Below are 24,211 nucleotides of genomic sequence, written 5' to 3'. Positions count from 1 at the left end.
CGCCGCGCGGGCCGTTCTTGACACCACTATTCGCTCAGCGAATAGTAGGGGCGTGTCCACGTCGCACGTCCTGCTCGGGCTGCTCGCCGCCGGCCCGCGCCACGGCTACGAGCTGAAGCGCGCGCACGACGAGCGGCTGCCCCGCGCCCGGCCGCTCGCCTTCGGGCAGGTCTACGCGACACTGGCCCGCCTGTGCCGCGACGGCCTCGTGGCCACGGCCGGGCAGACCCGCGAGGGCGGACCGGACCGCACCTCGTACGCGCTCACCGAGGACGGGCGGGCGGCGCTGGACCACTGGCTCGGCACCGTCGAGCCGCCGATGCCGTACGTGGCCAGCACGCTCTTCGCCAAGGTGGTGGTCGCGCTCCTGGTGGCCGACGTCGACCAGGCCCGCGTCTACCTGATCGCGCAGCGGCAGGCGCACACGCAACGCCTGCGCGAACTGACCGCGCTGAAGACGGCCCCCGGCGCCCGCCTCGACGAGGTGGTCGCCGCCGACTTCGCCATCGCCCACCTCGACGCCGATCTCCGGTGGCTGCACACCACCCTCGACCGGGTCGCCGACTGGCACCGGGAGGTGCGCACGTGACGTTCCTGCAAGCGCGCGGAGTGGTCCGCGCCTACGGTCACAACCCCGCGCTGCGCGGTGTGACGCTCGACGTGGCCGAAGGCGAGATCGTCGCGGTCACCGGCCCGAGCGGCTGCGGCAAGTCCACGCTGCTGCACTGTCTCGCCGGCATCCTGCGCCCCGACGCCGGTCAGGTCACCTGGCGCGGAGAACGGATCGACACGTGGTCGGAGGCGGCCCGCTCGCGGCTGCGCCGTACCGAATTCGGGGTGCTGTTCCAGTTCGGCCAGCTCGTCGCCGAGCTGACCGCCGCGGAGAACGTCGCGCTCCCGCTGTTGCTCGCCGGCACGGGGCGGCGAGCGGCGCGGACGGCGGCGCTCTCCTGGCTGGACCGGCTCGGCGTGGCCGACGTCGCCGACGCCCGGCCCGGTGAGATGTCCGGCGGGCAGCAGCAACGCTGCGCGCTGTCCCGGGCGCTCGTCACCGAACCACGGGTGATCTTCGCCGACGAGCCGACCGGCGCGCTCGACACGCTGGCCGGCGAGCAGGTGCTCACTCAACTGGTCCGGCTGGCCCGCGAGCAGCGCACCACAGTCGTGCTGGTGACGCACGAGCCGCGCATCGCCGCGTACGCGGACCGGGAGGTCAGCCTGCGCGACGGCATGGTCGACCACACCGGGCTCGGGCTCGACCCGGCGCTGCCGGGCGGGTCGCGGTGAGGCCGGGGACGCTGCTGCGTCTCGTGCTGGCGGGCACCCGCACCGACATCGCACGGGTGGTGCTCACGGCGGTGAGCGCCGCGCTCGCGACGCTGGCCGGGCTGGCCGCGCTGACCGTGCTGTCGGTGGTGAAGCCGTCCGGCGACGAAGGGCTCAACTCCGACCAGTACACCAACGCCCTGCTGCGGGAACCCGGTCTGCGCCCCGGCGTGGCGTTCGCGTTGCTGCTGCTCTGCGTACCGGTCCTGGGGCTGGCCGGGCAGTGCGCCCGCCTCGGCGCGCCGGGCCGGGACCGGCGGCTGGCCGCGTTCCGGCTGGCCGGTGCCACCCCCGGGCAGGTCACCCGGGTCGCGGTCGCCGAGACCGGCGTGGCGAGCCTGCTCGGCACCCTCGTCGGCCTGGCCGTCTTCCTGGCCGGGCGCCGGCTGCTGCACCGGCCCGACGCGGACGGGCGGCTGCCGCTGCCCACCGACGTGCACCCGGCCCCGGTGGCGGTGGCGGCCGTCGTGCTCGGCCTGCCGCTGGCCGCCGCGCTGGTGAGCGCGTTGCTGCTGCGGCGGGTCGCCACCACCCCGTTCGGCGTCGTGCGCAAGGTCCGCACCCGGGCGCCCTGGCCGTGGCCGGGCGTGCTCATCCTCGCCGCGCTGGCGATGTTCGCCGCGATCCGCCCGCTCCTGCTCTGGTACGAACGGCGTGGCGCCGTGGCCCCCGACTGGCCGGTGCCGACATTGCTCGTCGTCGGCGGGCTGACCGCGATGATCGGCGTGGTGTCGGGCACCGGCTGGATCTCGTACCGGACCGGCCGGCTGCTGCACCGGCACGGACGCGGCCCGGCCGCCCTGCTCGCCGCCCGCCGGCTGACCGCCGACCCGTGGGCCGGCAGCCGCACCTTCGCCGCGTTGCTGGCCGCGCTGATCTTCGGCGCCGGTGCCGCAGGGCTGCGTGCCGACTTCCAGGCCGAGGCCGAGGTGACCCGCCGCACCGGCTCCGGATTGGCCGACCCGGGCTTCTACCTCGGCGCGATGAACCTGGTCGACCTCGCGGTCCTGGTGGCGATGGCGATCGCCGGCGGTGGGCTGCTCGTGGCGGTGGTCGAGGGGATCACCAGCCGGCGACGGGCGTACGCGGCGCAGGTGGCGACCGGCGTGCCACGGGCCACCATCGGCCGGTCGCTGCTCTGGGCCGCGCTCGCCCCCGCCGTACCCGCGATCGGGCTCGCGTTGACGGTCGGCTACCTGCTGGTCCGGGGCGTCATGCCGGCACCGAGCAACGGCGGCTTCACGCGGACGATCTGCGACGCCGGCTCGGAACTGTGCGGCGATCCGGCCACCGCGGCGCGGTACACCCGTACCGAATGGGTGCCGAAGACGACAGTTCCGCCGGACGTACCGTGGGATCAGCTGGCCTGGCTCGCGGCGGGCGGGCTGGCGGCGGTGCTGTGCACGGTCGTGGCCGGCCTGCTGTTCCTGCGCACCGCGACGTCGGTGGAGGAACTGCGCGCGGGCTGAGCGGTCAGCGGCCGAGCAGGCCCCCGTGTAAGGAAGGGCCCCTTATTAACAGACGTCTGTTAATAAGGGGCCCTTCCTTACACCTCAGGCGCGGCCGACGCGGTCGAGGATCCAGGCGTTGACGAACGCCTCCTCGCGCCAGGAGTCGTACCGGCCGCTCGGGCCGCCGTGGCCCGCGCCCATCTCGGTCTTGAGCAGGTAGTCGCCGGCCGGCGCGAGCGACCGCAGCCGGGCGATCCACTTGGCCGGCTCGTGATAGAGCACGCGCGTGTCGTTGAGGCTGGTCACCGCCAAGATCGCCGGGTATTCGACGGTGGCCACGTTCTCGTACGGCGTGTACGACTTCATGTACGCGTAGACCTCGGGGTCGTCGAGCGGGTTGCCCCACTCCTCCCACTCGGTGACAGTCAACGGCAGCGACGGGTCGAGGATCGAGGTGAGCGCGTCCACGAACGGCACCTGCGCGACGATGCCGGTGAACGCGTCCGGGGCGAGGTTCGCCACCGCGCCCATCAGCAGGCCGCCGGCCGAGGCGCCCCGGGCGACCAGCCGGTCGCTCGCCGTCCAGCCCGCCTTCACCAGGTGCCGGGCGCAGGCCACGAAGTCGGTGAACGTGTTCTTCTTGGCCAGCAGCTTGCCCTCGTCGTACCAGCGCCGGCCCAGCTCACCGCCGCCCCGGATGTGCGCCACCGCGAAGATCACGCCGCGGTCGAGCAGGCTCAGCCGGGCGATCGAGAACCACGGGTCCATGCTCGCCTCGTACGACCCGTAGCCGTAGATGACGGCGGGCGCCGAGCCGTCGCGCGGGGTGTCGCGGCGGCAGACGAGCGAGATCGGTACGCGGGTGCCGTCGTCGGCGAGCGCCCAGTCCCGGTGCTGCTCGTAGTCGGCCGGGTCGTACGCCCGCCCGTCCGGCCCGGGGCGGACCGGCTTCTGCCGGCGCAGCGTCAGCTCCCGGGTGACCAGGTCGTAGTCGTAGACCGAGTCGGGGGTGACGAGCGAGGTGTAGCGCAGCCGCACCTCGCTCGTGCGGTACTCGGGGTTGGCGTCCAGCCCGACGCTGTAGATCGGCTCGGGGAAGTCGATGTCCCAGCTGTCGTCGGTGCCCACCGGCAGCACCCGCAGGCCGGTCAGGCCGTTGGTGCGCAGCGACACCACGAGGTGGTTCTCGAACGCGTCGACCGCCTCCAGCCGGGTGCCAGGGGTGTGCGGGATCAGTGGCTCCCACTCGCCCGGCGAGTCCGCCGGGGTGTACGCCAGCGCGAAGTCCTCCGCGCCGTCGTTGTGCAGGATCAGGAAGCGGTGGCCGTGGTGCTCCACCGCGTACTCGATGCCCTGACGCCGCGGGGCCACGACGGCGGGCTCGCCGGTCGGGTTGGACGCCGGGATCACCCACACCTCGCTGGTGATCTTGCTGTGGATGTCGATGACCACGAAACGCTCGGAGCGGGTCAGCTCGACGCCGACCCAGAACCGCTCGTCGTCCTCCTGGTAGACCACCACGTCCTCGGTGGACGCCGTGCCGACGGTGTGCCGCCAGACCCGGTTCGGCCGCCACGCCTCGTCCACAGTCACGTAGAACAGCGTGGACGCGTCGCTGGACCAGGCCGTGCCGTAGAACGTGTCCGGTACCTCGTCCGGCAGCGACTCGCCGGTGGTCAGATCCTTGATCCGCAGCGTGAAGCGCTCGTCGCCGGAGAAGTCGGTGGAGTAGGCCAGCCAGCGCCCGTCCGGGCTGACGTCGAACGCGCCGAGCGAGAAGAAGTCGTGCCCCTCGGCGAGCTGGTTGCCGTCGAGCAGCACCTCCTCGCCGTCGAGCGGGGCGCCGTCCGCGCTGACCGGGGGCGCCGTCTCGCCCGGCAGGACCGCGCGCCGGCAGTGCACGCCGTACTGCTGGCCCTCCACCGTGCGGGTGTAGTACCAGTAGCCGTCCTTGCGGGTCGGCACCGACAGGTCCGTCTCCTGGGTGCGCCGGCGCGTCTCCTCGAACAGCTCCGCGCGCAGGCCGGCCAGGTGGGCGGTGCGCGCCTCGGTGTACGCGTTCTCGGCGTCCAGATACGCGATCGTGTCCGGGTCGTCCTTGGCGGCGAGCCAGGCGTACTCGTCGAGGACTGTGTCACCGTGATGAAGGCGCTCGGTCGGGACGCGCTTGGCGACGGGCGGTGGGGTTTCGGTCACGGCGCCACGTTACCGGTCGGCGGGCCGCCGCCGGGCTCGCCCGCCGACCGAATCCGGCGACTCGCCGCCAGGTCTTTCGAACATGTGTACGATAACCGCCATGGCGGATGCGGCACGTTCCACCGACCGACTCGAAGCCCTCGACATCACCCGGAAGCTGGCCGCGATCTGCGGCACCCCGTTCGCCCGCTTCGCCGGCCCGGCCGACGAGGTGGCCGGCCGTATCGCCCGATGGGTGGCCGTGCCGGGCGGCCCGCACGCCGCGGCGGAGGTGTTGCGGCTGGCCGCGGCGCACGACCTGACAGTGGTGCCGCGCGGCGCCGGGACGAAGATCGACTGGGGGGCCGCGCCGGCGCAGGTGGACATCATGCTCGACACCGGCCGCCTCGCCGGGGTCTGGCACGAGCCGCGCGGCGCGGCGGTGGCCGAGATCGGCGCCGGTACGCCGCTGCGCGCCGTCCAGGCCACGCTTGCGCGCACCAACCGGCGGCTGCCTGTCGACGCGCCCTCGCCGGGCGCGACGCTCGGCGGAGTGCTCGCCGCTGACGAGTCCGGTCCGCTGCGTCACCGGCACGGCAGCCCGTGCGCCCAGCTCGTCGGGGTGCGCTATCTGGACGCCGACGGCGAGTTGGTGAGCGTCGGCGAGTCCGGCACGGAGGCGCTCGGCCGGGCCACCCCTGGCAGCGGCGGTGGCCGGGCGAGTGGACGCGGTCCGGCGGGCGATGCCGGCGGCGATCCGGGTCGCGGCGGCGGGGACGCGATACTCGGCCGGGGCGAGGTGCCCGGGCTGGACGTGGCCCGGCTGCTCTGCGGCTCGCAGGGCGGGCTCGGCGTGCTGGTCTCGGCCACCATGCGGGTGCACGCCGTGCCGGCCGGCCGGCTCTGGGTGTCCCGTCCGGTCTGGACACCGCTGGAGGTGCACGACCTGGTCCGTGCCGTACTGGCCGCGGGCGTCGATCCCGCCGCCGTCGAACTGGACCTGCCGGTGCCGGTGCCGCTGCCCCGGCGTCGCATTCCGCCGACGCACCCGTCGGTGGTCAACCGCCCCGACCATCCCGCCGTGACCGGACGACCCGCGGCGGGCAGCCTCGTGGTGCTGCTGGAGGGCGGCCCGGCCGACGTGACCGAGCGGGCCGAGCGGCTCACCGCCGTCCTCGGCACCGAGGCGATCGTCAGCCACCACGCACCGGAATGGTGGGGGCGTTACCCGTTCGCGCCCGGCGACACGGCGCTGCGCATCGAGGTGCCGATCAACGACCTGCACGCGGCCGTCTACGCGCTGCGCGACGCCACCGGCGGCCCGGTGCCGGTACGCGGCTCGGCCGGCTCGGGCACCGTCCACGCCGCCCTGTCCGGCGCGCTTCCGCCCGAGCGGGTCGCCTCGATCCTCACCGCGGTTCGCAGCGTGCTGATCGCCCGGCGGGGTCGGTGCGTGGTGGTGGCCGCGCCCGCGGCGGTACGCCGTGCCGTGGACCTCTGGGGCGAGCTGCCCACGTTGCCGAGACTGCGCAGCGCCAAGGCCCACCTGGATCCGCACCACCGCCTGGCCCCCGGCCGCCTCCCCGGCGGCCTCTGACCCACCTGCCCCGCCTGGCCCGGCCCTGTCCCCGCCGGCCCTCGCCCGGCCCGCCCTCACTCGGTGATCAAGGAGTTTGTGTCAGATTTCGCGCCCTCCTGAGCCACAAACTCCTTGATCACCGCCGTTGGGGCGGGCGGAAGCGCCACGAGGGGGAGTTGAGGGCGAGACGGGGAGGGCTGGAGGGCTGCGCCGGGGAGCGAGCGCCACGACGGGCGGGCTCAACAGCCGCGACGGGGCGGGCTCAACGGTCACGACGGCGAGCTGAGCGCCGCGAACGACGGCTGAGGCGTCCGCGCGGAGGAGGGAGCGCTCGTTGACCATGAAGTTGGCGGGGAGGAATCGGGCGAAATGAGCGGCTAAGTTCATGATCGTCGAGGCGGACGCCGACGCCGACGCCGAACCCGGAGCGGACGCGGGGCGGGGCGGGGCGGGCGAGCGGGCTAGGGGGTGTCGTTCCGGAGGACCAGGATGGCGATGTCGTCGCGTGGGGGCTCCACTGAGAAGGCGATGGTGGCGGCGCGCAGCCGAGCGGCCACCACGTCGGCCGAGTACCCGGCCAGCGGCGCCGCCGACTCGCGCAGCCGGTCGGTGCCGAACAGCTCCCGTCCGCGCCGCCGCTCGGTGACCCCGTCGGTGTAGAAGATCAGCGCGTCGCCGGGCTTGAGTGTCAGCTCGGCGGTCGGCGTGGTGATCGTGTCGAGCAGGCCCAGCGCCGTACCGCCGGCGCCGACGAACGTCGCCCCTCCACCGCCGTGCAGCAGCACCGGGCGGTCGTGGCCGGCCAGGTGCAGCGAGACGTCGAGCTGGTCGCCGTCGCCGGGTGCGACAGCCGCCAGCGCCAGCGTGCAGTAACGCCCGCCGCCGCGTTCCACGAGCGTCTCGTTGAGCCGGCCGAGCACCTCGGGCAGCGGTTTGCCGTCGCCGACGAGCACCCGGATCACGTCGCGGACCAGGCCGGTCACGGCGGCGGCCTGCACGCCCTTGCCGGACACGTCGCCGACCACCACGAGCCAGCGGCCGTCCGGCAGCGGGAGCACGTCGTAGAAGTCGCCGCCGACCTCCGCGTCGTCGCCGGTCGGGACATACTCGGCGGCGAAGCCGATGCCCTCGACCACCGGGAGCACCGGCGGCAGCAGCGACTGCTGGAGCGTCTGGGCGACCCGGCGGCGCTCGGCGTGGATGCGGGCGTTCTCGATGGCGAGGGCGGCGCGGCGGGCCACGTCCTCCAGCACCGAGACCTCGTCCGGGTCGTGCCGGTGCCGCTGGTGCCGGCCCACGGCGAGGGTGCCGAGCCGCTGGCCGCGGGCGATGAGCGGTACGGCGAAGCCCTCCATCGGCCCGCCGAGCGGCACCTGGGCGGCGTTGCGGGACGCCTCGCGCAGCCGGGACTGGATCGAGTCCTGGCCGGTCTCCTGGAGGATCCGGTGCAGCTGCGGCAGCATCGCCTCGTCGGCGTGGCTCGACGCGGCGAGCCGCAGGCGGCCCCACTCGTCGGTGGTGTGCACGGCGCACCACTGGCCGAGCCGGGGCACCACGAGCTGCGGGATGAGCGCCATGGTCAGCTCGACGTCGAGCGACTGGGCGAGCAGTTCACTGGCCTCGGCCAGGAACGTCAGCCAGGTGGAGCGGCGTACGTCGGCGCGGCGCAGCCGGTCGTTCTCCAGGTGCAGCGACAGCCGTTCGGCGGCCAGTACGGCGAGCGGCCGGGCGTACGCCGAGGGCGCCGCGTCCAGCTCCAGCTCACCGGAGTACGGCCGGTGCACGGCGAGCGGGACGCGCAGCAGCTCGTTGCCCTCGCGCGCCGGCCGGCCGTACCGGGCGAAGACCTGGGTGCCGAGTCCGTCGCCCCGGTCGAGCCGGACCGTGCCACCGGCGGCGCCCACCATCTCGGCGACCCGGGTCAGCAGTCCGGTGGCGAACTCGGGCAGCGGCTCGTCGGCGTACGCGTCAGGGGTGAGCTGCATCAGCTCACTCATCGCCGCGGCGCTCGGCGTACCGTCGCCGTTTCCTTCCGGTTCGGCGACGCGCAGTGGGCCGGCCGACGGCCGGGCGGACCCGCCGGGGCCGGGCCGGTCCAGGCGGAACCAGACGCCCTTGCCGGTGGGCAGGTACGTGGTGCCCCACCGGCTGGAGAAGTGGTCGACGAGCAGCAGGCCGCGCCCTCGGGCGGCGACCTCGGTGATGTCGGACGTGGTGTTGCGCACGCCCACGATCAGCTCGTCGACCGGGCCGGAGGCGAAGTCGGTGACTGTCACGGTGAGGCCGTTGCGGTCGGTGTCGACCTCGATGTCCAGTTCGGTGCGCGCGTGTTCGACGGCGTTGGTGGTCAGCTCGGTGGTGAGCAGCAGCGCCTCGTTCAGCAGTTCGGGCAGACGCGCTTCGAGCAGCATGGTGCGGACCAGCGCGCGGGCCGCCGCCGGGGTGCGGCGGTCGGCGGGGAGGCGGACCCGGCGGACGCGCTCGTCCGCGCCGCCGCTAGCAGGCCCTGCCTCCGCTGACACCTTCGTATCCTCCACCGCGCCCACCCCGGGTGCCAAGCATCAGGCCGAACCCGCCACCCGGGTCGATACCGCACGTGACGCGCGATCACACGCGGTGACCTCGACGGATCGCGCGGCACAATGATGGGATGGCCCGTGTGACGGCACGAGCCCGAGCGGAGCGAGGATCGATGGCCACGGTGAATCAGTCGGTGACCGCTGACCCGTCCGCGTCCGACCACGAGGTGCTCCTCGGCGAACTGGTCGAGGCGTTGCGCAGGGTGGGACGCGGCGATCTCCGGGTGCGCCTGCCCCGGCGGGCGGGGCTGCCCGGTGAGGTCGCCGACGCCTTCAACGACGTGGTGTCGTTGCAGGAGCGGCAGCATCTGGACCTGCGGCGGATCAGCCGGATCGTCGGCCGCGACGGCCGGCTGACCGAGCGCCTGGACGACGAGGGCCTGGACGGCTCCTGGGCGGAGGGGCAGCGCGCGGTCAACTCGCTCATCGACGACCTGGGCCGGCCGACCACCGAGATCGCCCGGGTCATCGTGGCGGTGGCCGACGGCGACCTGTCCCAGCACATGGCGCTGGAGATCGACGGTCGCCCGCTGCGCGGTGAGTACCTGCGCATCGGCCGGACCGTGAACACGATGGTGGACCAGCTCTCGTCGTTCGCCGACGAGGTGACGCGCGTGGCGCGTGAGGTGGGCACCGAGGGCAAGCTGGGCGGCCAGGCCGACGTGCGCGGGGTGGCGGGCACCTGGAAGGACCTCACCGACTCGGTGAACACCATGGCGTCGAACCTCACCGGGCAGGTGCGGTCGATCTCCCAGGTGGCGACGGCTGTGGCGAAGGGCGACCTGTCGCAGAAGATCACGGTCGGGGCGCGCGGCGAGGTGGCCGAGCTGGCCGACACCATGAACTCGCTCACCGACACGCTGCGGCTGTTCGCCGAGCAGGTGACCCGGGTGGCGCGCGAGGTGGGTACCGAGGGCAAGCTGGGCGGCCAGGCCGAGGTGCCGGGCGTGGCCGGCACATGGAAGGACCTGACCGACAACGTCAACTCGATGGCGTCGAACCTGACCGCGCAGGTGCGCAACATCGCCCAGGTGTCCACGGCGGTGGCGAAGGGCGACCTGTCGCAGAAGATCACGGTGGCCGCCCAGGGCGAGATCCTGGAGCTGAAGGACACCGTGAACACGATGGTGGACCAGCTCTCCTCGTTCGCCGACGAGGTGACGCGCGTGGCGCGTGAGGTGGGCATCGAGGGCAAGCTGGGCGGCCAGGCGCAGGTGCGCGGCGTCTCCGGCACGTGGCGCGACCTCACCGAGAACGTCAACCAGCTCGCCGGCAACCTGACCAGCCAGGTCCGCAACATCTCCCAGGTCTCCACCGCGGTGGCCAAGGGCGACCTGGGTCAGAAGATCACAGTGGACGCGCAGGGCGAGATCCTGGAGCTGAAGAACACCGTCAACACGATGGTGGACCAGCTCTCCTCGTTCGCCGACGAGGTGACCCGGGTGGCCCGTGAGGTGGGTACCGAGGGCAAGCTGGGCGGTCAGGCCCAGGTCAAGGGCGTCTCGGGTACGTGGCGCGATCTGACCGACAACGTGAACTCGATGGCGTCGAACCTGACCAGCCAGGTCCGGAACATCGCCTCGGTCACCACCGCCGTGGCGAAGGGCGACCTGTCGCAGAAGATCACTGTGGACGCCCGGGGCGAGATCCTGGAGCTGAAGTCGACTGTCAACACGATGGTGGACCAGCTCTCGTCGTTCGCCGACGAGGTCACGCGGGTGGCCCGCGAGGTGGGCACCGAGGGCAAGCTCGGCGGCCAGGCCCAGGTACGCGGCGTCGCCGGCACCTGGCGCGACCTGACCGACAACGTGAACTCGATGGCGTCGAACCTGACCGCGCAGGTGCGCAACATCGCCCAGGTGTCGACAGCCGTCGCCAAGGGTGACCTGTCGCAGAAGATCACAGTGGACGCGCAGGGCGAGATCCTGGAGCTGAAGTCGACTGTCAACACGATGGTGGACCAGCTCTCGTCGTTCGCCGACGAGGTCACGCGGGTGGCGCGCGAGGTGGGTACCGAGGGCAAGCTGGGTGGTCAGGCCCAGGTCAAGGGCGTCTCGGGTACGTGGCGGGACCTGACCGACAACGTGAACTCGATGGCGTCGAACCTGACCAGCCAGGTGCGGAACATCGCCTCGGTCACCACCGCCGTGGCGAACGGCGACCTGGGTCAGAAGATCACCGTCGACGCGCAGGGCGAGATCCTGGAGCTGAAGAACACCGTCAACACGATGGTCGACCAGCTCTCGTCGTTCGCCGACGAGGTCACGCGGGTGGCCCGTGAGGTGGGTACCGAGGGCAAGCTGGGTGGTCAGGCCCAGGTCAAGGGCGTCTCCGGTACGTGGCGCGACCTCACCGAGAACGTCAACCAGCTCGCCTCCACCCTGACCACGCAGTTGCGCGCGATCGCGCAGGTCTCCACGTCGGTGACCCGTGGTGACCTGACCCAGCGGATCAACGTGAAGGCGCAGGGCGAGGTCGCCGAGCTGAAGGACAACATCAACCAGATGATCGTCACCCTCCGGGAGACGACCAAGAAGAACGCCGAGCAGGGCTGGCTGGACTCGAACCTGGCCCGGATCGGTGGTCTGCTCCAGGGCCAGCGCGACCTGGGCGAGGTCTGCCGGATGATCATGCAGGAGGTGACCCCGCTGGTGGACGCGCAGCTCGGCGCGTTCTTCCTGGCGGACAGCTCCGAGGGCAGCATGCGGCTGCGGCTCACCGCCTCCTACGGGTACGTGGCACGCGGCCACGACGTCACGTTCGGCCCGGGTGAGGGGCTGGTCGGGCAGGCCGCCCTGTCGCGCCGGACGATCCGGGTCAAGGCGCAGCCGGACGGGCGCCTCGTCGTACGGTCCGGGCTGGCCGACACGCCCCCGGCCGACCTGGTGGTGCTGCCGGTCCAGTTCGAGGGCGAACTGCTCGGCGTGATCGAGTTCGCCGGTGTGGCCACGTTCTCCGAGCTGCACCTGGCGTTCCTGGAGCGGCTGGTGCTCACCATCGGCGTCGCTGTCAACACCATCCAGGCCAACCGGCGTACGGAGGAACTGCTGGCGCAGTCGCAGCGGCTGGCGCACGAGATGCAGGACCAGTCGGCCGAGTTGCAGCGCACCAACGCCGAGCTGGAGGACAAGGCGAAGCTGCTGTCCGAGCAGAAGGCCAACATCGAGACGCAGAACCGGGAGATCGAGCTGGCCCGGCTCGGCCTGGAGGAGAAGGCACAGCAGCTCACCCGCGCGTCGGCGTACAAGTCGGAGTTCCTGGCCAACATGAGCCACGAGCTGCGTACGCCGCTGAACTCGCTGCTCCTGCTGGCCCGGCTGCTGGCCGAGAACCCGGAGCGCAACCTCAGCGCGAAGCAGATCGAGTTCGCCCGGACCATCCACGGCGCCGGGTCGGACCTGCTGTCGCTGATCGACGACATCCTCGACCTGTCCAAGATCGAGGCGGGCCGGATGGACGTGGAGCCCACCGAGATCCAGTTCGCCGAGATCCGCGGCTACGTCGAGCAGGCGTTCGCGCCGCAGGCCGAGGAGAAGGGCCTGGACTTCCAGGTGCGGGTCAGCCGTGACCTGCCGCCCGCGCTGGTCACCGACGCCCAGCGGTTGCAGCAGATCCTGCGCAACCTGCTGTCCAACGCGGTGAAGTTCACCGACAACGGCGCGGTGACGCTGCGGATCGGCCCGGCGGCCGACAACGCCGTCTTCGACGTGCCCGCGCTGACGAACGCGCAGCGGGTGATCGCGTTCACCGTGATCGACACCGGCATCGGGATCTCCGACGACAAGCTGTCGCTGATCTTCGAGGCGTTCCAGCAGGCGGACGGCACCACCAGCCGGCGCTACGGCGGCACCGGCCTCGGGCTGTCCATCAGCCGTGACCTGGCCCGCCTGCTCGGCGGCACGATCACCGTCTCGTCCGCGCCCGGTCAGGGTTCGACGTTCACTCTCTTCGTACCCGATGTGCTGGCGCCGGACGCGGTGGTGGCGCCGGCGCCACCATCGCCGAGTCGCGCGGGCCTGCCGTCGTCGCTGCTCATGCCCATGGAGCTGCCGCAGCCGCAGGAGACGCCCGCCACCCGGCGCCTGGACGGCGTGACCGTGCTGATCATCGACGACGACGTGCGGAACGTGTTCGCGCTGACGTCCGCGTTGGAACTGCACGGGATGACCGTGTTGTACTCGGACAACGGGGCGGACGGCGTCCGCCAGCTCGCCGAGCACCCGGAGGTGGACATCGTCCTGATGGACGCCATGATGCCGGACCAGGACGGGTACGAGACGACAGCGCAGATCCGCCGCAACCACCGGTTCGCGGACCTGCCGATCGTCTTCCTGACCGCGAAGGCGATGCCCGGTGACCGGGAGTCGGCGCTCGGCGCCGGCGGCAGCGACTACATCACCAAGCCGGTGGACCTGGACGAGCTGATCGAACTGATGGCGTCCTGGATCAGCCGGAGCCGAGGCGAGGAGAACGCGTGACGCAGACGGCCAAGGCCCTGCTGGTGGACGACCGGCGGGAGAACCTGATGGCACTGGAGGCGATCCTCCAGGGTCTCCCGGTGCAGTCGGTCGCGGTGGAGAGCGGCGAGGCGGCGCTCAAGCAGCTCCTGGTGGACGACTTCGCGGTGATCCTGCTGGACGCCCAGATGCCGGACATGGACGGGTTCGAGACCGCCACCCACATCAAGCGGCGCGAGCGCACCCGGCACGTACCGATCATCTTCCTGACCGCCGCGGACAAGGACGCCCAGCTCGCGCTGCGCGGCTACGCGGCCGGTGCGGTCGACTACCTGACCAAGCCGTTCGACCCGTGGGTGCTGCGCGCAAAGGTGACGGTCTTCGTCGACCTGTGGGTGAAGACGCGGCAACTCGCCGCCCAGTCGGATCTGGTGCGGGAACGGGATCTGCAGTGGCGGCACCTGACCGACGCGGTCGACGAGGCGACGGCGCTGCTGCGCGCCGACGACGACCCGTCCACCCGGGAGCGCGCGGTGGAGCTGCTGGAGCAGGCGCGCTGGGGCAACACCCGCTGACGGTTCAGCCGCCGGCCGGGCCGCCGTGCCCGGTCGCGGCCCGCCGGGCCCGCCAGCGGTCGCCGAGCGATTCCAGCTCCTCCTGTACGAAGAGGAAGAAGTCGCGCATCTCGGCGACCCGCTCACCGGCCGGTGTGCTCCGGCCGTGCAGTGCGTCGACCCCGCCGGCGGCGATGTCGATGAAGTTCTTGTAGAGCGTGGTCTTGGTGATGGTCGCCTCGTACCACGGGTTGTCGGGCATCCGGTAGCGGTCGCGCCGGGAGCCCTTGACCGGCTCGCGGACCAGCATGGCGAACTGGGTCAGGTAGCGCACCGCGCCGCTCACCGCCGCCGCGCTGACGCCGAGCCGCTCGGCGATCTCGCCCGCGGTGAGCGGGTCGTCGGCGCTCATCACTGTGAACAGGACCCGGGCGGCCATCCGGGGGAAGCCCACGTCGGCGAAGGCCATCGCCATCCGCTCGACGAAGAGGTGGACCTCTTCCTCGTCGTGCTGGGGCGGCACGTTCATGGTCGGCTCCTCGACACTCACCCCGTGACCCTACAGTCTTCACAACTTTGTGAAACGAGCGTAGCTTCTGAAGTATGGAAACGGCAATCGATGTGTCCGGCCTGGTGAAGACCTTCGGCCGCACCCGGGCCCTCGACGGGCTCGACCTGACCGTTCGCACCGGAGAGGTGCACGGCTTCCTGGGCCCGAACGGCTCCGGCAAGTCGACCACCATCCGGGTGCTGCTCGGCCTGCTGCGGGCGGACGCGGGGGCCGTCCGACTGCTGGGCGGCGACCCGTGGCGGGACGCGGTGGCGCTGCACCGGCGCCTCGCGTACGTACCCGGCGACGTCACGCTCTGGCCCGGCCTCAGCGGCGGCGAGGTGATCGACCTGCTTGGCCGGCTGCGCGGCGGGCTCGACCCGGAACGCCGCGCCGAGCTGCTGGAGTCGTTCGAGCTGGACCCGCGCAAGAAGGGCCGCACCTACTCCAAGGGCAACCGGCAGAAGGTCGGCCTGGTCGCCGCGCTCGCCTCCGACGTCGAACTGCTCATCCTCGACGAGCCGACCTCCGGGCTCGACCCGCTGATGGAGGAGGTCTTCCAGCACTGGGTCCGCCGTGCCCGGCAGGACGGGCGCACCGTGTTGTTGTCCAGCCACATCCTGGCCGAGGTGGAGGCGCTCTGCGACCGGGTGACGATCATCCGGGCCGGCCGGGCGGTGGAGTCAGGCACGCTCGGGGACCTGCGCCACCTGCACCGCACCGCGATCGACGCCGAGGTCACCGCGCCGCTGGACGGCCTGGCCGACCTGCCGGGCGTGCACGACCTGCGGGTGGACGGGCAGCGGGTCCGCTTCGACGTGGACACCGCGTCGCTCGACGCCGCGCTGCGCCGGCTCACCGAGCTGGGGGTACGCAGCCTGGTCAGCACGCCGCCCACGCTTGAGGAACTGTTCCTGCGGCACTACGAGACGACGCCGTCCGAGGCGGCGCCCGCCTCCGACGCGGCGCCCTCTTCCGACGCGGCGCCCTCCGAGACGGCGGACCGGTCATGAGCGCGCTCACCGGCACGCGTCACCTGGTCCGGCTGATCCTGCGCCGGGACCGTCTCCTGCTGCCGCTGTGGGTACTCGTGCTCGCGGTACTGCCGATCACGTACGCGGCCAGCTTCTTCGAACTTTTCCCCACCGCCGCCGAGCGGGCCGCGTACCTGGAGGGCACCGCCCGCAACCCGTCGATCGTCGCGCTGCTCGGCCCGGCGTACGGCGACAGCGTCGGCGCGCTCACCGCCCAGCGCAGCGGCTTCCTGCTGCTCATCGTCGCGCTGGCGAGCCTGCTCACCGTCATCCGGCACACCCGCACCGAGGAGGAAGCCGGGCGACGGGAACTGCTCGGCGGCAGCGTGCTCGGGCGGCACGCCGGGCTGACCGCCGCGCTGCTCGTCACGTACGGCGCCGACCTGGTGCTCGGGCTGCTCACCGCCGCCGGGCTCGTCTCGACCGGGCTGCCGGTCGGCGGCTCGGTCGCGTACGGACTGGTCACCGTGCTGACCGGCGCCGTCTTCGCCACGCTCGGCGGGCTGGCCGCCCAACTCACCGAGACCGCGGGCGGGGCGCGGGGCATCGGCCTCGCCGGTCTCGGCGCCGCGTTCGGGCTGCGCCTGGCCGGGGACACCGCCGGCAACGACTGGCCGAGCTGGCTGTCCCCGCTGGGCTGGGCCGCCCGCGTCCGCCCGTACGAGGGGGAGCGGTGGTGGGTGCTGCTGCTGCCACTGGCCGCCACTGTGCTGCTCGCCGTGCTCGCGTACCCGATCTCGGTCCGCCGCGACCTGGGCGCGGGCGTGCTGCCGCCCCGGCTCGGCCCGGCCGGCGCGGGCGGCGCGTTGTCCGGTCCGTTCGGGCTGGCCTGGCGGCTGCACCGGGGGCAGATCCTCTGGTGGTCGGTCGGGTTCGGCCTGCTCGGGCTGATCCTCGGTGGCGCGGCCGAGGCGGCCGGCCGGTCGGTCGAGGGGAGTCCGCGGATGGAGGAGATCGTGGCCCGGCTCGGCGGCGCGTCCGGGATGGCCGACGCGTACCTGGGGGTCACGTTGAGCCTGGCCGGGCTCGCAGCAGCCGGGTACGGCATCCAGGCCGCGCTGCGGATGCGCGCCGAGGAGGCCGCCGGGCACGCCGAGCCGGTGCTCGCCACCGGGACGCGGCGCTCGACCTGGCTGCTCTCGCACGTGGCGTTCGCGCTGCTCGGCCCGGTCGTGGTGCTCGGAGTGACCGGGCTGGCCACCGGCCTGACGTACGGGCTGAGCACCGGTGACGTGCCCCGCCAGCTGGGCCGGATGCTCGCCGCGGGCCTGGCCCAGGTGCCTGCGGCGTGGGTGCTGGCCGGGCTCGCCGTGCTGCTCTACGGCCTGCTGCCCCGGCTCGCGTCCGCCGCGTGGGTGGTGCTGGCGGTCTGCGTGCTGCTCGGGCAGCTCGGCGCCGTGCTGGAGCTGGACCAGTGGCTGCTGGACGTGTCCCCGTTCACGCACACCCCGCAGGTGCTGCGCGACGCGTGGACCCCCACCCCGCTCTACGTGCTGACGGCCCTGGCGGTGACCCTGGCCACAGCAGGCCTGCTGACGTTCCGCCGCCGCGACCTCCCCGTCCTCTGACCCGCGTTGATCTTGCACTTGTGGCCCCGGCAAAGCGGGCGAATCACCCGCGCGGAGGGCCGCAAGTGCAAGATCGCGGGGGGGGGGTGAGGGCTACGGGGTGGCTTCGTTGCGGATCATCAGGGCGCTGCGGAGGCCGGTGATGTCCAGGACGCGGATCAGGAAGTCGCCGACGTTGGTGAGCATCAGCAGGCACTGGGTGTGGCTGGCCTTGCGGCTGAGCACCACGAGCGTGCCGAGGCCCTGCGAGTCGCAGAACGTGACCCCGGCCAGGTCGAGCACGATGCGCGGGGGCGGATCCGCCAGCACCTCGTTCACCACTGTCGAGAGCTGGGCGGCCGTGAGCATGTCGATCTCACCGGCCAGGCGAAGCACGGCTTCGTCACCCGTCCGGTGTACGGTGATGGACAGTTCGGCACGATCCACCCGGTCAGCCTATCGCGATCTCGACCGACGGGCCTGTCGAGCGGATCGCCGTCGGTCCGCCGCGCCGCTCAGGCGGGTGAGCGGCGGGTGAGCCTGGTAACCCCCGTTGCGGGGTGCCTGCCAGGCAGCGCTCCGGCGCTGACACAATGGCCCCATCGTGACCGAGACCTTTTCCGCCGGATCCGGCCGTTACCCGGCCGACGCCCCGGCCTCCGAGGCCCTGTTCGACCGCGCCAAGGCCGTCGTGCCCGGCGGGGTCAACTCTCCCGTGCGCGCGTTCCGTGCCGTCGGCGGCACCCCGCGCTTCATGGTCCGGGGGGAGGGTCCGTGGCTCTTCGACGCCGACGGTCGGCGCTACGTCGACCTGGTCTGCTCCTGGGGTCCGCTGATCCTCGGTCACGCGCACCCGGCAGTGGTGGAGGCGCTGCGCGAGGCGGCGCCGCTCGGCACCAGCTTCGGCACGCCGACGCCGGGTGAGGTCGACCTGGCCGAGGAGATCATCGCGCGGACGCCGGTGGAGCAGGTGCGCCTCGTCAACTCCGGCACCGAGGCGACCATGTCGGCGATCCGGCTGGCCCGCGGCTTCACCGGCCGCGCCAAGATCATCAAGTTCTCCGGCTGCTACCACGGCCACTCCGATTCGCTGCTCGCCGCCGCCGGCTCCGGCGTGGCCACCTTCGGCCTGCCCGACTCGCCCGGCGTGACCGGCGCGGCGGCCGGCGACACCATCGTGCTGCCGTACAACGACCTGCGCGCGGTCGAGGAGGCGTTCGCCGCCGAGGGGCAGCACATCGCCGCGATCATCACCGAGGCCGCCGCCGGCAACATGGGCGTGATCGCGCCCCGCGATGGCTTCAACTCCGAGCTGGCCCGGATCGCCCACGCCAACGGCGCGCTGCTCATCGTCGACGAGGTGATGACCGGGTTCCGGGTGTCCCGCGCCGGATGGCACGGCCTCGACCCGTCGGACGCGGACCTGTGGACGTACGGGAAGGTCATGGGTGGCGGCCTGCCCGCCGCGGCGTTCGGCGGGCGCGCGGAGATCATGGCGAAGCTCGCCCCGGCCGGCCCGGTCTACCAGGCCGGCACGCTCTCCGGCAACCCGCTGGCCTGCGCGGCCGGTCTGGCCACGCTGCGGCTGGCCGACGACGCGCTCTACCGGCGGCTCGACGAGACCGCCGCCGCGCTGGGCAAGCTGACCACCGAGGCGCTGTCCGCGGCGGGCGTGCCGCACCGCCTCTCCACCGCGGGCAACATGTTCTCGGTCTTCTTCACCGACGCGGACGTGCACGACTACGACAGCGCCCGGACCCAGGTGGTGCCGGCGTTCAAGGCGTTCTTCCACGCGATGCTCGCCGGTGGCGTCTACCTGCCGCCGAGCGCGTTCGAGTCGTGGTTCGTCTCGACCGCGATCGACGACGCCGCGTGGGAGCAGATCGCCGCCGCCCTGCCGGTGGCGGCGCGGGCGGCGGCAGCGGCGGGACACGGGGGGTAACCAGTGGCGGAGACTGTGGTGCACGTGCTGCGGCACGGCGAGGTGCACAACCCGGACGGCATCCTCTACGGCCGCCTGCCCGGGTTCCGCCTCTCCGAGCTGGGCGTGCAGATGGCAAAGGCGGCGGCGCAGGCGCTCGCCGACCGGACCGTGGTGCACGTGGTGGCCAGCCCGCTGGAGCGCGCCCAGCAGACCGCCGAGCCGATCGCGGCGCAGTTCGGTCTCTCCGTCGGCGTCGACGAGCGCCTGATCGAGAGCGCGAACTGGTTCGAGGGCAAGAAGGTCTCGCCGGGTGACGGCTCGTTCCGCGACCCGCGCAACTGGTGGGTGCTGCGCGACCCGGTGACCCCGTCCTGGGGCGAGGCGTACCGGGCCATCGCCGAGCGCATGTTCGCCGCGCTGCACGCCGCCCGGGTCGCCGCCGAGGGGCGGGAGGCGGTACTCGTGTCGCACCAGCTCCCGATCTGGACGCTGCGCCGGCACGTCGAGCGCAAGCGCCTCTGGCACGACCCGCGCCGTCGCCAGTGCGGCCTGGCCAGCCTCACCTCGTTCCACTTCGACGGCGCCAAGATCGTCGGTATCGGGTACTCCGAGCCGGCGGCCCACCTCGTCTCGATCTCGCCGACCGCCCGGACGGCCAAGGGGGCCTGATGCTCACCCGGAGGCTCGCCGCCGCCCTGCTCGCCGCCGTCACCGCCGGTACGGCGCTGGTCGGCTGTTCCTCCGGCAGCCAGGAGAGCCGGTGCGCGGCCGACGGTTCCACAGTCACCTGCGCCCCGGACCAGCGCTCCAAGACGCCGAAGGTGAGCGGTGAGCTGCTCACCGGCGGCAGCTACGACATCTCCCGCGACCGCGGGCAGGTCGTCGTGGTCAACTTCTGGGGCTCCTGGTGCGCGCCCTGCCGCGCCGAGGCGGACGACCTGGAGGCCACCTACCAGGCCACCAAGGGCTCCGGCGTGACGTTCCTCGGCATCAACGTGCAGGACAGCAAGGACAAGGCGATCGCCTTCGAGGAGGGCCGGGTCACGTACCCGAGCATCTTCGACCCGGCCAGCCGTCAGGCGCTGAACTTCGACATCCCGCCGAACACCACCCCGGCCACGGTCGTGCTCGACCGCGAGGGCCGGATCGCCGTGGTGATCCGCCGGGCCGTCACCCGCGACGAACTGCGGCCGATCGTCGAGGACATCGCCGCCGAGGCGCCGCCGCCGAACGGCGCCCGCTGATGGGCGAGACGTTCCGCCAGCTCGCCGAGTCCGGCCCGCTGCTGCTCGCGGTCGGCGCGGCGGCGCTGGCCGGACTGGTCAGCTTCCTGTCCCCGTGCGTGCTCCCGCTCATGCCCGGCTACCTGTCGTACGTGACCGGCTTGGCCGGCTCCGACCTGGAGGGTGCAAGGAAGGGCCCCCTTTTAACGCCTCCGGTGGAGGAAGGGCCCCTTCTTAACACCGGCGCCGCCGCCGGCAGCAGCGCGGGCGGCTCGGGTGGCTCGGGTGGCTCGGGTGGCTCGGGTGGCGTGAGCGTCGCCGAGCGGGTGGCGCCGCAACGGACCACCGCCGCCGTCAAGGGCCGGGTGCTCGCCGGCACGCTGCTGTTCATCGCGGGCTTCACCGTCGTGTTCGTCGCCACCGCGATCCTCTTCTCCGGCGTCGGCAAGCTCTTCTTCCGGTACGAGCGCACGCTGGAGATCGTCATCGGCGCGCTCGTGGTGGTGCTCGGCCTCGGCTACCTCGGGGTGATCCCCGGTATGCAGCGGGAGTTCCGCATCCGCTGGCTGCCCTCCGCCGGGTTGCTCGGCGCGCCGGTGCTCGGCGCGGTCTTCGCGCTCAGCTGGCTGCCCTGCACCGGCCCGACGCTCGGCGCGGTGCTCGGCATGGCGGCCACCGAGGGCGGGACCGACCGGGCCGTGGTGCTCGCCGTGGCGTACTGCCTCGGGTTGGGGATACCGTTCGTCGTCTTCGGGCTGGGCTTCCAGCGCCTGCTCGGGGTGTTCCGCGCCGTCCGACGCAACAGCCGGTGGGTCACCCGGATCGGCGGCGCGCTGCTGATCGCGATCGGCCTGGCGCTGATCACCGGCGGCTGGGTGAACGTGGTGATCTGGTTGCAGACGAACGTGGGCGTGGGCGAGGTGAGCATCTGATGACGACCGTTGACGACAGGCCGTCGACCCCACCCGCGCAGGCGCCCCGGCGGCGGGTCAACCCGGTGCTGGCCCTGCTGCGCAACTCGTGGCGGCAGCTCACCAGCATGCGTACGGCGCTGATCCTGCTGTTCCTGCTCGCCGTCGCGGCCATCCCCGGCTCGGTGCTGCCCCAGCGCGGCGTCAACCCGGAACGCGTCAACCAGTGGTTCGTCGACCACCCCGACCTCGCGCCCCGGCTGAACCAGATCGGCGCGTTCGAGGTCTTCGGCTCGGTCTGGTTCTCCGCGATCTACCTGCTGCTGTTCACCTCGCTGATCGGCTGCATCCTGCCCCGCGCCCGCGACCACGTCCGCGCGCTGCGGATGAAGCCGCCGGCCGCGCCGAAGCGGTTCGACCGGCTGCCCCAGCACGCGGTGCTGGAGGCCCCGGCCGCCGCCGACCCCGAGGCGATCGCGGCGGTGCTGCGCCGCCGCCGGTGGCGGGTCACCGTGCGCGGCGACGAGGTCTCCGCCGAGAAGGGCTACCTCAAGGAGACCGGCAACCTGCTCTTCCACGTGTCGCTGGTCGCCGTCCTGCTCGGGGTGGCGCTCGGTTCCTGGTACGGATGGCACGGCAACCGCATCCTGGTGGCGGGCGAGGACAACGCCTTCTGCAACACCCGCCAGCAGTACGCCGAGGCGTCGCTCGGCCCGCGCGTGGACAGCTCCGACCTGCCGCCGTTCTGCCTGACGCTGGAGAAGTTCGAGGCCGACTACCTGCCGTCCGGGCTGGCGTCCCGCTACTGGGCCACGGTGACCGTGGACGAGCCGGGCGGCGCGGAACGGACCGCCGGGTTCTCGGTCAACTCGCCGTTGCGGCTCGGCTCGGCGAACGTCTACCTGCTCGGCAACGGCTACGCGCCGCTGCTGAAGTACACCGACAGGTACGGCCGCAGCCAGACCAGCGAGGCGCCGTTCCTGCGTACCGGTGACTCCAACGCGACCGAGGAGGGCGTGGCGATCTTCCCGGACGCCAACGTCGACCCGAAGACCGGCGCGCGTGCCCCGGACCAGCAGATCGCCTTCGACGGGCTCTACCTGCCGACCGCGCCGGAGAGCGCGCCGTACGTCTCGTCGCAGTACCCGGCCGAGCGGAACCCGGCGGTGAACCTGACCGCGTACCGGGGCAACCTCGGGCTGGACGCGGGCATCCCCGGCTCGGTCTACGCGCTGGACCGGCGGCAGATCGACGACGGCAAGCTCAAGGAGATCGGCACCAAGCTGCTGCGGCCGGGGGAGAAGTGGACCCTCGACGACGGCAGCACGCTGGAGTTCGTCGGCACCAAGCCGTACATCACGCTCGCGGTCCGGCACGCGCCCGGGCAGACGTTGCTGCTGGTGGCGAGCGGCACGCTGCTGCTGGGCCTGATGGGCTCGCTGTTCGCCCGGCGGCGCCGGGTCTGGTTCCGGGTTTCGCCCCCCGAGGGCGGATCTCCGACGAGCGGTAGTAGTTTGGTGGAGGCCGGTGGGCTGCCGCGCACCGAGCACCCTGGGTTCGCCGACGAGTTCGCGCAGCTCGTCGCCGCGGTGAGCGGTGACGCGCCGGACGCGCGGCGGGCGCGAGAAGGAGACGACTGATGTCCGCACTCTCCGACCAGCTGGTCGCGTTCGCGATCCTGGCGTACCTGATCGCGATGATCAGCCACGCCGTGGAGTTCGCGCTGGGCAACGCGCGGAAGGTGCCCGCGGCCGCGCCGGCGCGGGAGCTGGTCGGCGCGGGCGTCGGCGGAGCCGGCGGCACGATCGACGAGCCGGCCGTCGCGGCCACGCCGCCGCGCCCGGACCGTACCGGCGCGCGGGCCGTGCTGGCCGGCCGGATCGCCGCCTGGCTCACAGTGCTCGCCGCCGCCGTGCACCTGGGCGCCGTGGTCACCCGGGGCCTCGCCGCCGACCGGATGCCCTGGGGCAACATGTACGAGTTCGTGCTGACCGGCACCTGGATCGGTGTGGCGGCCTGGCTCGTGGTGCTCTGGAAGCAGCCGTGGCTGCGCCGGCTCGGGCTGTTCCTGACGCTGGTCATGGTGCTGCTGCTGGCGTTCGCCGAGCTGAAGCTCTACGTGCCGATCGAGCCGCTGATGCCGGCGCTGCAGTCGTGGTGGTTCATTATCCACGTCTCGACGATCATCTTCGCCTCGGGCATCTTCCTGCTGGGCGTGGTGCCCGCCGCCGCGTACCTGATGCGGTCCGGCTGGGAGCAGGGGCGGCGCAGCTTCCCGTACACCCTGGCCCGCCGCCTCCCGGAGGCGGCCGGGCTGGAGCGGCTGACCTTCATGCTGCACGCCTTCTCGTTCCCGATCTTCACCTTCGCGGTGATCGCGGGTGCGATCTGGGCCGAGGCGGCCTGGGGTCGCGCCTGGGGCTGGGATCCCAAGGAGACCTGGGCGTTCATCTCCTGGGTGGTGTACGCGGGCTACCTGCACGCACGGGCCACGCCGAGCGTGAAGCGCAACGTGGCCACCTGGATCTCCATCGTGGGCTTCCTGACCGTGATGATGAACCTGTTCGGCGTGAACTTCTTCTTCACCGGTCTGCACTCGTACGCCGGAGTGTAGTGACCGGGCGCGCGCTCAGCACCTCGTCCACCCGGCGCGTGACCTGGTAGGCCACCTCCGGCAGGTCGGCCAGTTCGAGGCGGTCCGCCCGCAGCGCGAACTGGGCGTGCAGCTCGCGGGCCACGGCGTCGCGGATCTCGGCCTGAAGCGGGCTGAGGCCGTCGGGGTCACCCACCACGTATGCGTCGTCCATCCGTCGATGATGAACCGCCGTCGGCGAAGCTGTCAGTGACGCAGAATGTAGGACTACACTTCTTAGAACTGTAGTTATAAGAAGTGTGGTGTCG

The 24,211-nt window shown here is 72.5% G+C and carries 19 protein-coding genes; 14 read left to right on the top strand and 5 right to left on the bottom strand.

Features of this window, described 5'->3' with window-relative positions; genetic code table 11:
- Positions 1-52 precede the first annotated feature (52 nt).
- Genes BFV98_RS17910 through BFV98_RS17900 form a run of 3 tightly spaced genes read left to right on the top strand, consistent with a single transcriptional unit; the run spans position 53 to position 2,795 of the window.
- Positions 53-589 (top strand): PadR family transcriptional regulator, encoded by a 537-nt coding sequence (locus tag BFV98_RS17910; RefSeq protein ID WP_013283529.1) that lies wholly within the window; start codon positions 53-55, stop codon positions 587-589.
- A complete protein-coding gene (locus tag BFV98_RS17905; protein WP_013283530.1) occupies positions 586-1,287 on the top strand; it encodes an ABC transporter ATP-binding protein in 702 nt (233 codons plus the stop codon). Before BFV98_RS17910 ends, BFV98_RS17905 begins: the two co-directional genes overlap by 4 nt.
- Positions 1,284-2,795 (top strand): FtsX-like permease family protein, encoded by a 1,512-nt coding sequence (locus tag BFV98_RS17900; protein ID WP_071097145.1) that lies wholly within the window; start codon positions 1,284-1,286, stop codon positions 2,793-2,795. The genes BFV98_RS17905 and BFV98_RS17900 overlap by 4 nt, the downstream gene beginning before the upstream one ends.
- An 84-nt stretch (positions 2,796-2,879) precedes the next feature.
- Here the strand turns inward: BFV98_RS17900 and BFV98_RS17895 are convergent, their stop codons facing one another.
- Positions 2,880-4,973, bottom strand: coding sequence for a S9 family peptidase (locus BFV98_RS17895; RefSeq protein ID WP_071097143.1), 2,094 nt, complete (start codon positions 4,971-4,973; stop codon positions 2,880-2,882).
- A 100-nt stretch (positions 4,974-5,073) separates the two neighbouring features.
- On the opposite strand from BFV98_RS17895, the gene BFV98_RS17890 reads away from it, so the two are divergent.
- Positions 5,074-6,549 carry an FAD-binding oxidoreductase gene (locus BFV98_RS17890; protein ID WP_071097141.1) on the top strand — a complete coding sequence of 492 codons (1,476 nt, stop codon included), beginning with the start codon at positions 5,074-5,076 and terminating at the stop codon, positions 6,547-6,549.
- A gap of 443 nt (positions 6,550-6,992) precedes the next feature.
- Here the strand turns inward: BFV98_RS17890 and BFV98_RS17885 are convergent, their stop codons facing one another.
- Positions 6,993-9,053, bottom strand: coding sequence for a SpoIIE family protein phosphatase (locus BFV98_RS17885; protein WP_030273524.1), 2,061 nt, complete (start codon positions 9,051-9,053; stop codon positions 6,993-6,995).
- 170 nt (positions 9,054-9,223) lie between these two features.
- Here BFV98_RS17885 and BFV98_RS17880 point away from each other — a divergent pair, with 170 nt between their 5' ends.
- The gene (locus tag BFV98_RS17880; RefSeq protein ID WP_047891618.1) at positions 9,224-13,588 is read left to right on the top strand and encodes a HAMP domain-containing protein; all 4,365 of its coding nucleotides are present in this window, start codon (positions 9,224-9,226) and stop codon (positions 13,586-13,588) included.
- Positions 13,585-14,142 carry a two-component system response regulator gene (locus tag BFV98_RS17875; protein WP_013283536.1) on the top strand — a complete coding sequence of 186 codons (558 nt, stop codon included), beginning with the start codon at positions 13,585-13,587 and terminating at the stop codon, positions 14,140-14,142. The genes BFV98_RS17880 and BFV98_RS17875 overlap by 4 nt, the downstream gene beginning before the upstream one ends.
- Before the next feature lie 4 nt (positions 14,143-14,146).
- Here BFV98_RS17875 and BFV98_RS17870 read toward each other — a convergent pair whose 3' ends face one another.
- Complete coding sequence (locus tag BFV98_RS17870) at positions 14,147-14,671, bottom strand: GbsR/MarR family transcriptional regulator (protein ID WP_225319687.1); 525 nt, start codon at positions 14,669-14,671, stop codon at positions 14,147-14,149.
- A gap of 53 nt (positions 14,672-14,724) precedes the next feature.
- On the opposite strand from BFV98_RS17870, the gene BFV98_RS17865 reads away from it, so the two are divergent.
- Both BFV98_RS17865 and BFV98_RS17860 read left to right on the top strand, forming a co-directional pair.
- Positions 14,725-15,684, top strand: coding sequence for an ABC transporter ATP-binding protein (locus tag BFV98_RS17865; protein WP_030273529.1), 960 nt, complete (start codon positions 14,725-14,727; stop codon positions 15,682-15,684).
- A complete protein-coding gene (locus BFV98_RS17860; protein WP_071097139.1) occupies positions 15,681-17,273 on the top strand; it encodes an ABC transporter permease in 1,593 nt (530 codons plus the stop codon). The genes BFV98_RS17865 and BFV98_RS17860 overlap by 4 nt, the downstream gene beginning before the upstream one ends.
- Before the next feature lie 93 nt (positions 17,274-17,366).
- Here BFV98_RS17860 and BFV98_RS17855 read toward each other — a convergent pair whose 3' ends face one another.
- The gene (locus BFV98_RS17855) at positions 17,367-17,699 is read right to left on the bottom strand and encodes an STAS domain-containing protein (RefSeq protein ID WP_013283540.1); all 333 of its coding nucleotides are present in this window, start codon (positions 17,697-17,699) and stop codon (positions 17,367-17,369) included.
- Positions 17,700-17,856: 157 nt separating this feature from the next.
- On the opposite strand from BFV98_RS17855, the gene hemL reads away from it, so the two are divergent.
- The 6 genes from hemL to ccsB are packed head-to-tail and all read left to right on the top strand — an operon-like array spanning position 17,857 to position 23,924.
- Positions 17,857-19,194, top strand: coding sequence for a glutamate-1-semialdehyde 2,1-aminomutase (gene hemL, locus BFV98_RS17850; protein WP_071097138.1), 1,338 nt, complete (start codon positions 17,857-17,859; stop codon positions 19,192-19,194).
- A 3-nt stretch (positions 19,195-19,197) separates the two neighbouring features.
- Positions 19,198-19,845, top strand: coding sequence for a histidine phosphatase family protein (locus BFV98_RS17845; RefSeq protein ID WP_013283542.1), 648 nt, complete (start codon positions 19,198-19,200; stop codon positions 19,843-19,845).
- A complete protein-coding gene (locus tag BFV98_RS17840) occupies positions 19,845-20,420 on the top strand; it encodes a TlpA disulfide reductase family protein (protein ID WP_013473521.1) in 576 nt (191 codons plus the stop codon). The genes BFV98_RS17845 and BFV98_RS17840 overlap by 1 nt, the downstream gene beginning before the upstream one ends.
- A complete protein-coding gene (locus BFV98_RS17835) occupies positions 20,420-21,331 on the top strand; it encodes a cytochrome c biogenesis CcdA family protein (RefSeq protein WP_071097135.1) in 912 nt (303 codons plus the stop codon). Before BFV98_RS17840 ends, BFV98_RS17835 begins: the two co-directional genes overlap by 1 nt.
- Positions 21,331-22,950, top strand: a complete 1,620-nt coding sequence (locus BFV98_RS17830; RefSeq protein ID WP_071097134.1) for a cytochrome c biogenesis protein ResB — start codon at positions 21,331-21,333, stop codon at positions 22,948-22,950. The genes BFV98_RS17835 and BFV98_RS17830 overlap by 1 nt, the downstream gene beginning before the upstream one ends.
- The gene (gene ccsB / locus BFV98_RS17825; RefSeq protein WP_013283546.1) at positions 22,950-23,924 is read left to right on the top strand and encodes a c-type cytochrome biogenesis protein CcsB; all 975 of its coding nucleotides are present in this window, start codon (positions 22,950-22,952) and stop codon (positions 23,922-23,924) included. Before BFV98_RS17830 ends, ccsB begins: the two co-directional genes overlap by 1 nt.
- On the opposite strand, the gene BFV98_RS17820 is transcribed toward ccsB, so the two are convergent.
- Positions 23,893-24,117: a hypothetical protein gene (locus tag BFV98_RS17820; protein ID WP_030273537.1), complete on the bottom strand. Its 225-nt coding sequence runs from the start codon at positions 24,115-24,117 to the stop codon at positions 23,893-23,895. The genes ccsB and BFV98_RS17820 overlap by 32 nt on opposite strands.
- Positions 24,118-24,211: the final 94 nt, after the last annotated feature.

The sequence above is a fragment of the Micromonospora sp. WMMB235 genome (genome assembly GCF_001855515.1).
GTDB lineage: Bacteria > Actinomycetota > Actinomycetes > Mycobacteriales > Micromonosporaceae > Micromonospora > Micromonospora aurantiaca.
Note: the sequence above shows the minus strand (reverse complement) of the source record. Positions and strands in the feature narration are given on the sequence as shown.

Bases quoted from the DNA above. Each gene is read 5' to 3' on its own strand.
- BFV98_RS17890 (WP_071097141.1), top strand. From the start codon at position 5,074: ATGGCGGATGCGGCACGTTCCACCGACCGACTCGAAGCCCTCGACATC.
- BFV98_RS17880 (WP_047891618.1), top strand. From the start codon at position 9,224: ATGGCCACGGTGAATCAGTCGGTGACCGCTGACCCGTCCGCGTCCGAC.
- BFV98_RS17835 (WP_071097135.1), top strand. From the start codon at position 20,420: ATGGGCGAGACGTTCCGCCAGCTCGCCGAGTCCGGCCCGCTGCTGCTC.
- BFV98_RS17830 (WP_071097134.1), top strand. From the start codon at position 21,331: ATGACGACCGTTGACGACAGGCCGTCGACCCCACCCGCGCAGGCGCCC.
- BFV98_RS17860 (WP_071097139.1), top strand. From the start codon at position 15,681: ATGAGCGCGCTCACCGGCACGCGTCACCTGGTCCGGCTGATCCTGCGC.
- BFV98_RS17865 (WP_030273529.1), top strand. From the start codon at position 14,725: ATGGAAACGGCAATCGATGTGTCCGGCCTGGTGAAGACCTTCGGCCGC.
- ccsB (WP_013283546.1), top strand. From the start codon at position 22,950: ATGTCCGCACTCTCCGACCAGCTGGTCGCGTTCGCGATCCTGGCGTAC.
- BFV98_RS17820 (WP_030273537.1), bottom strand. From the start codon at position 24,117: ATGGACGACGCATACGTGGTGGGTGACCCCGACGGCCTCAGCCCGCTT.
- BFV98_RS17840 (WP_013473521.1), top strand. From the start codon at position 19,845: ATGCTCACCCGGAGGCTCGCCGCCGCCCTGCTCGCCGCCGTCACCGCC.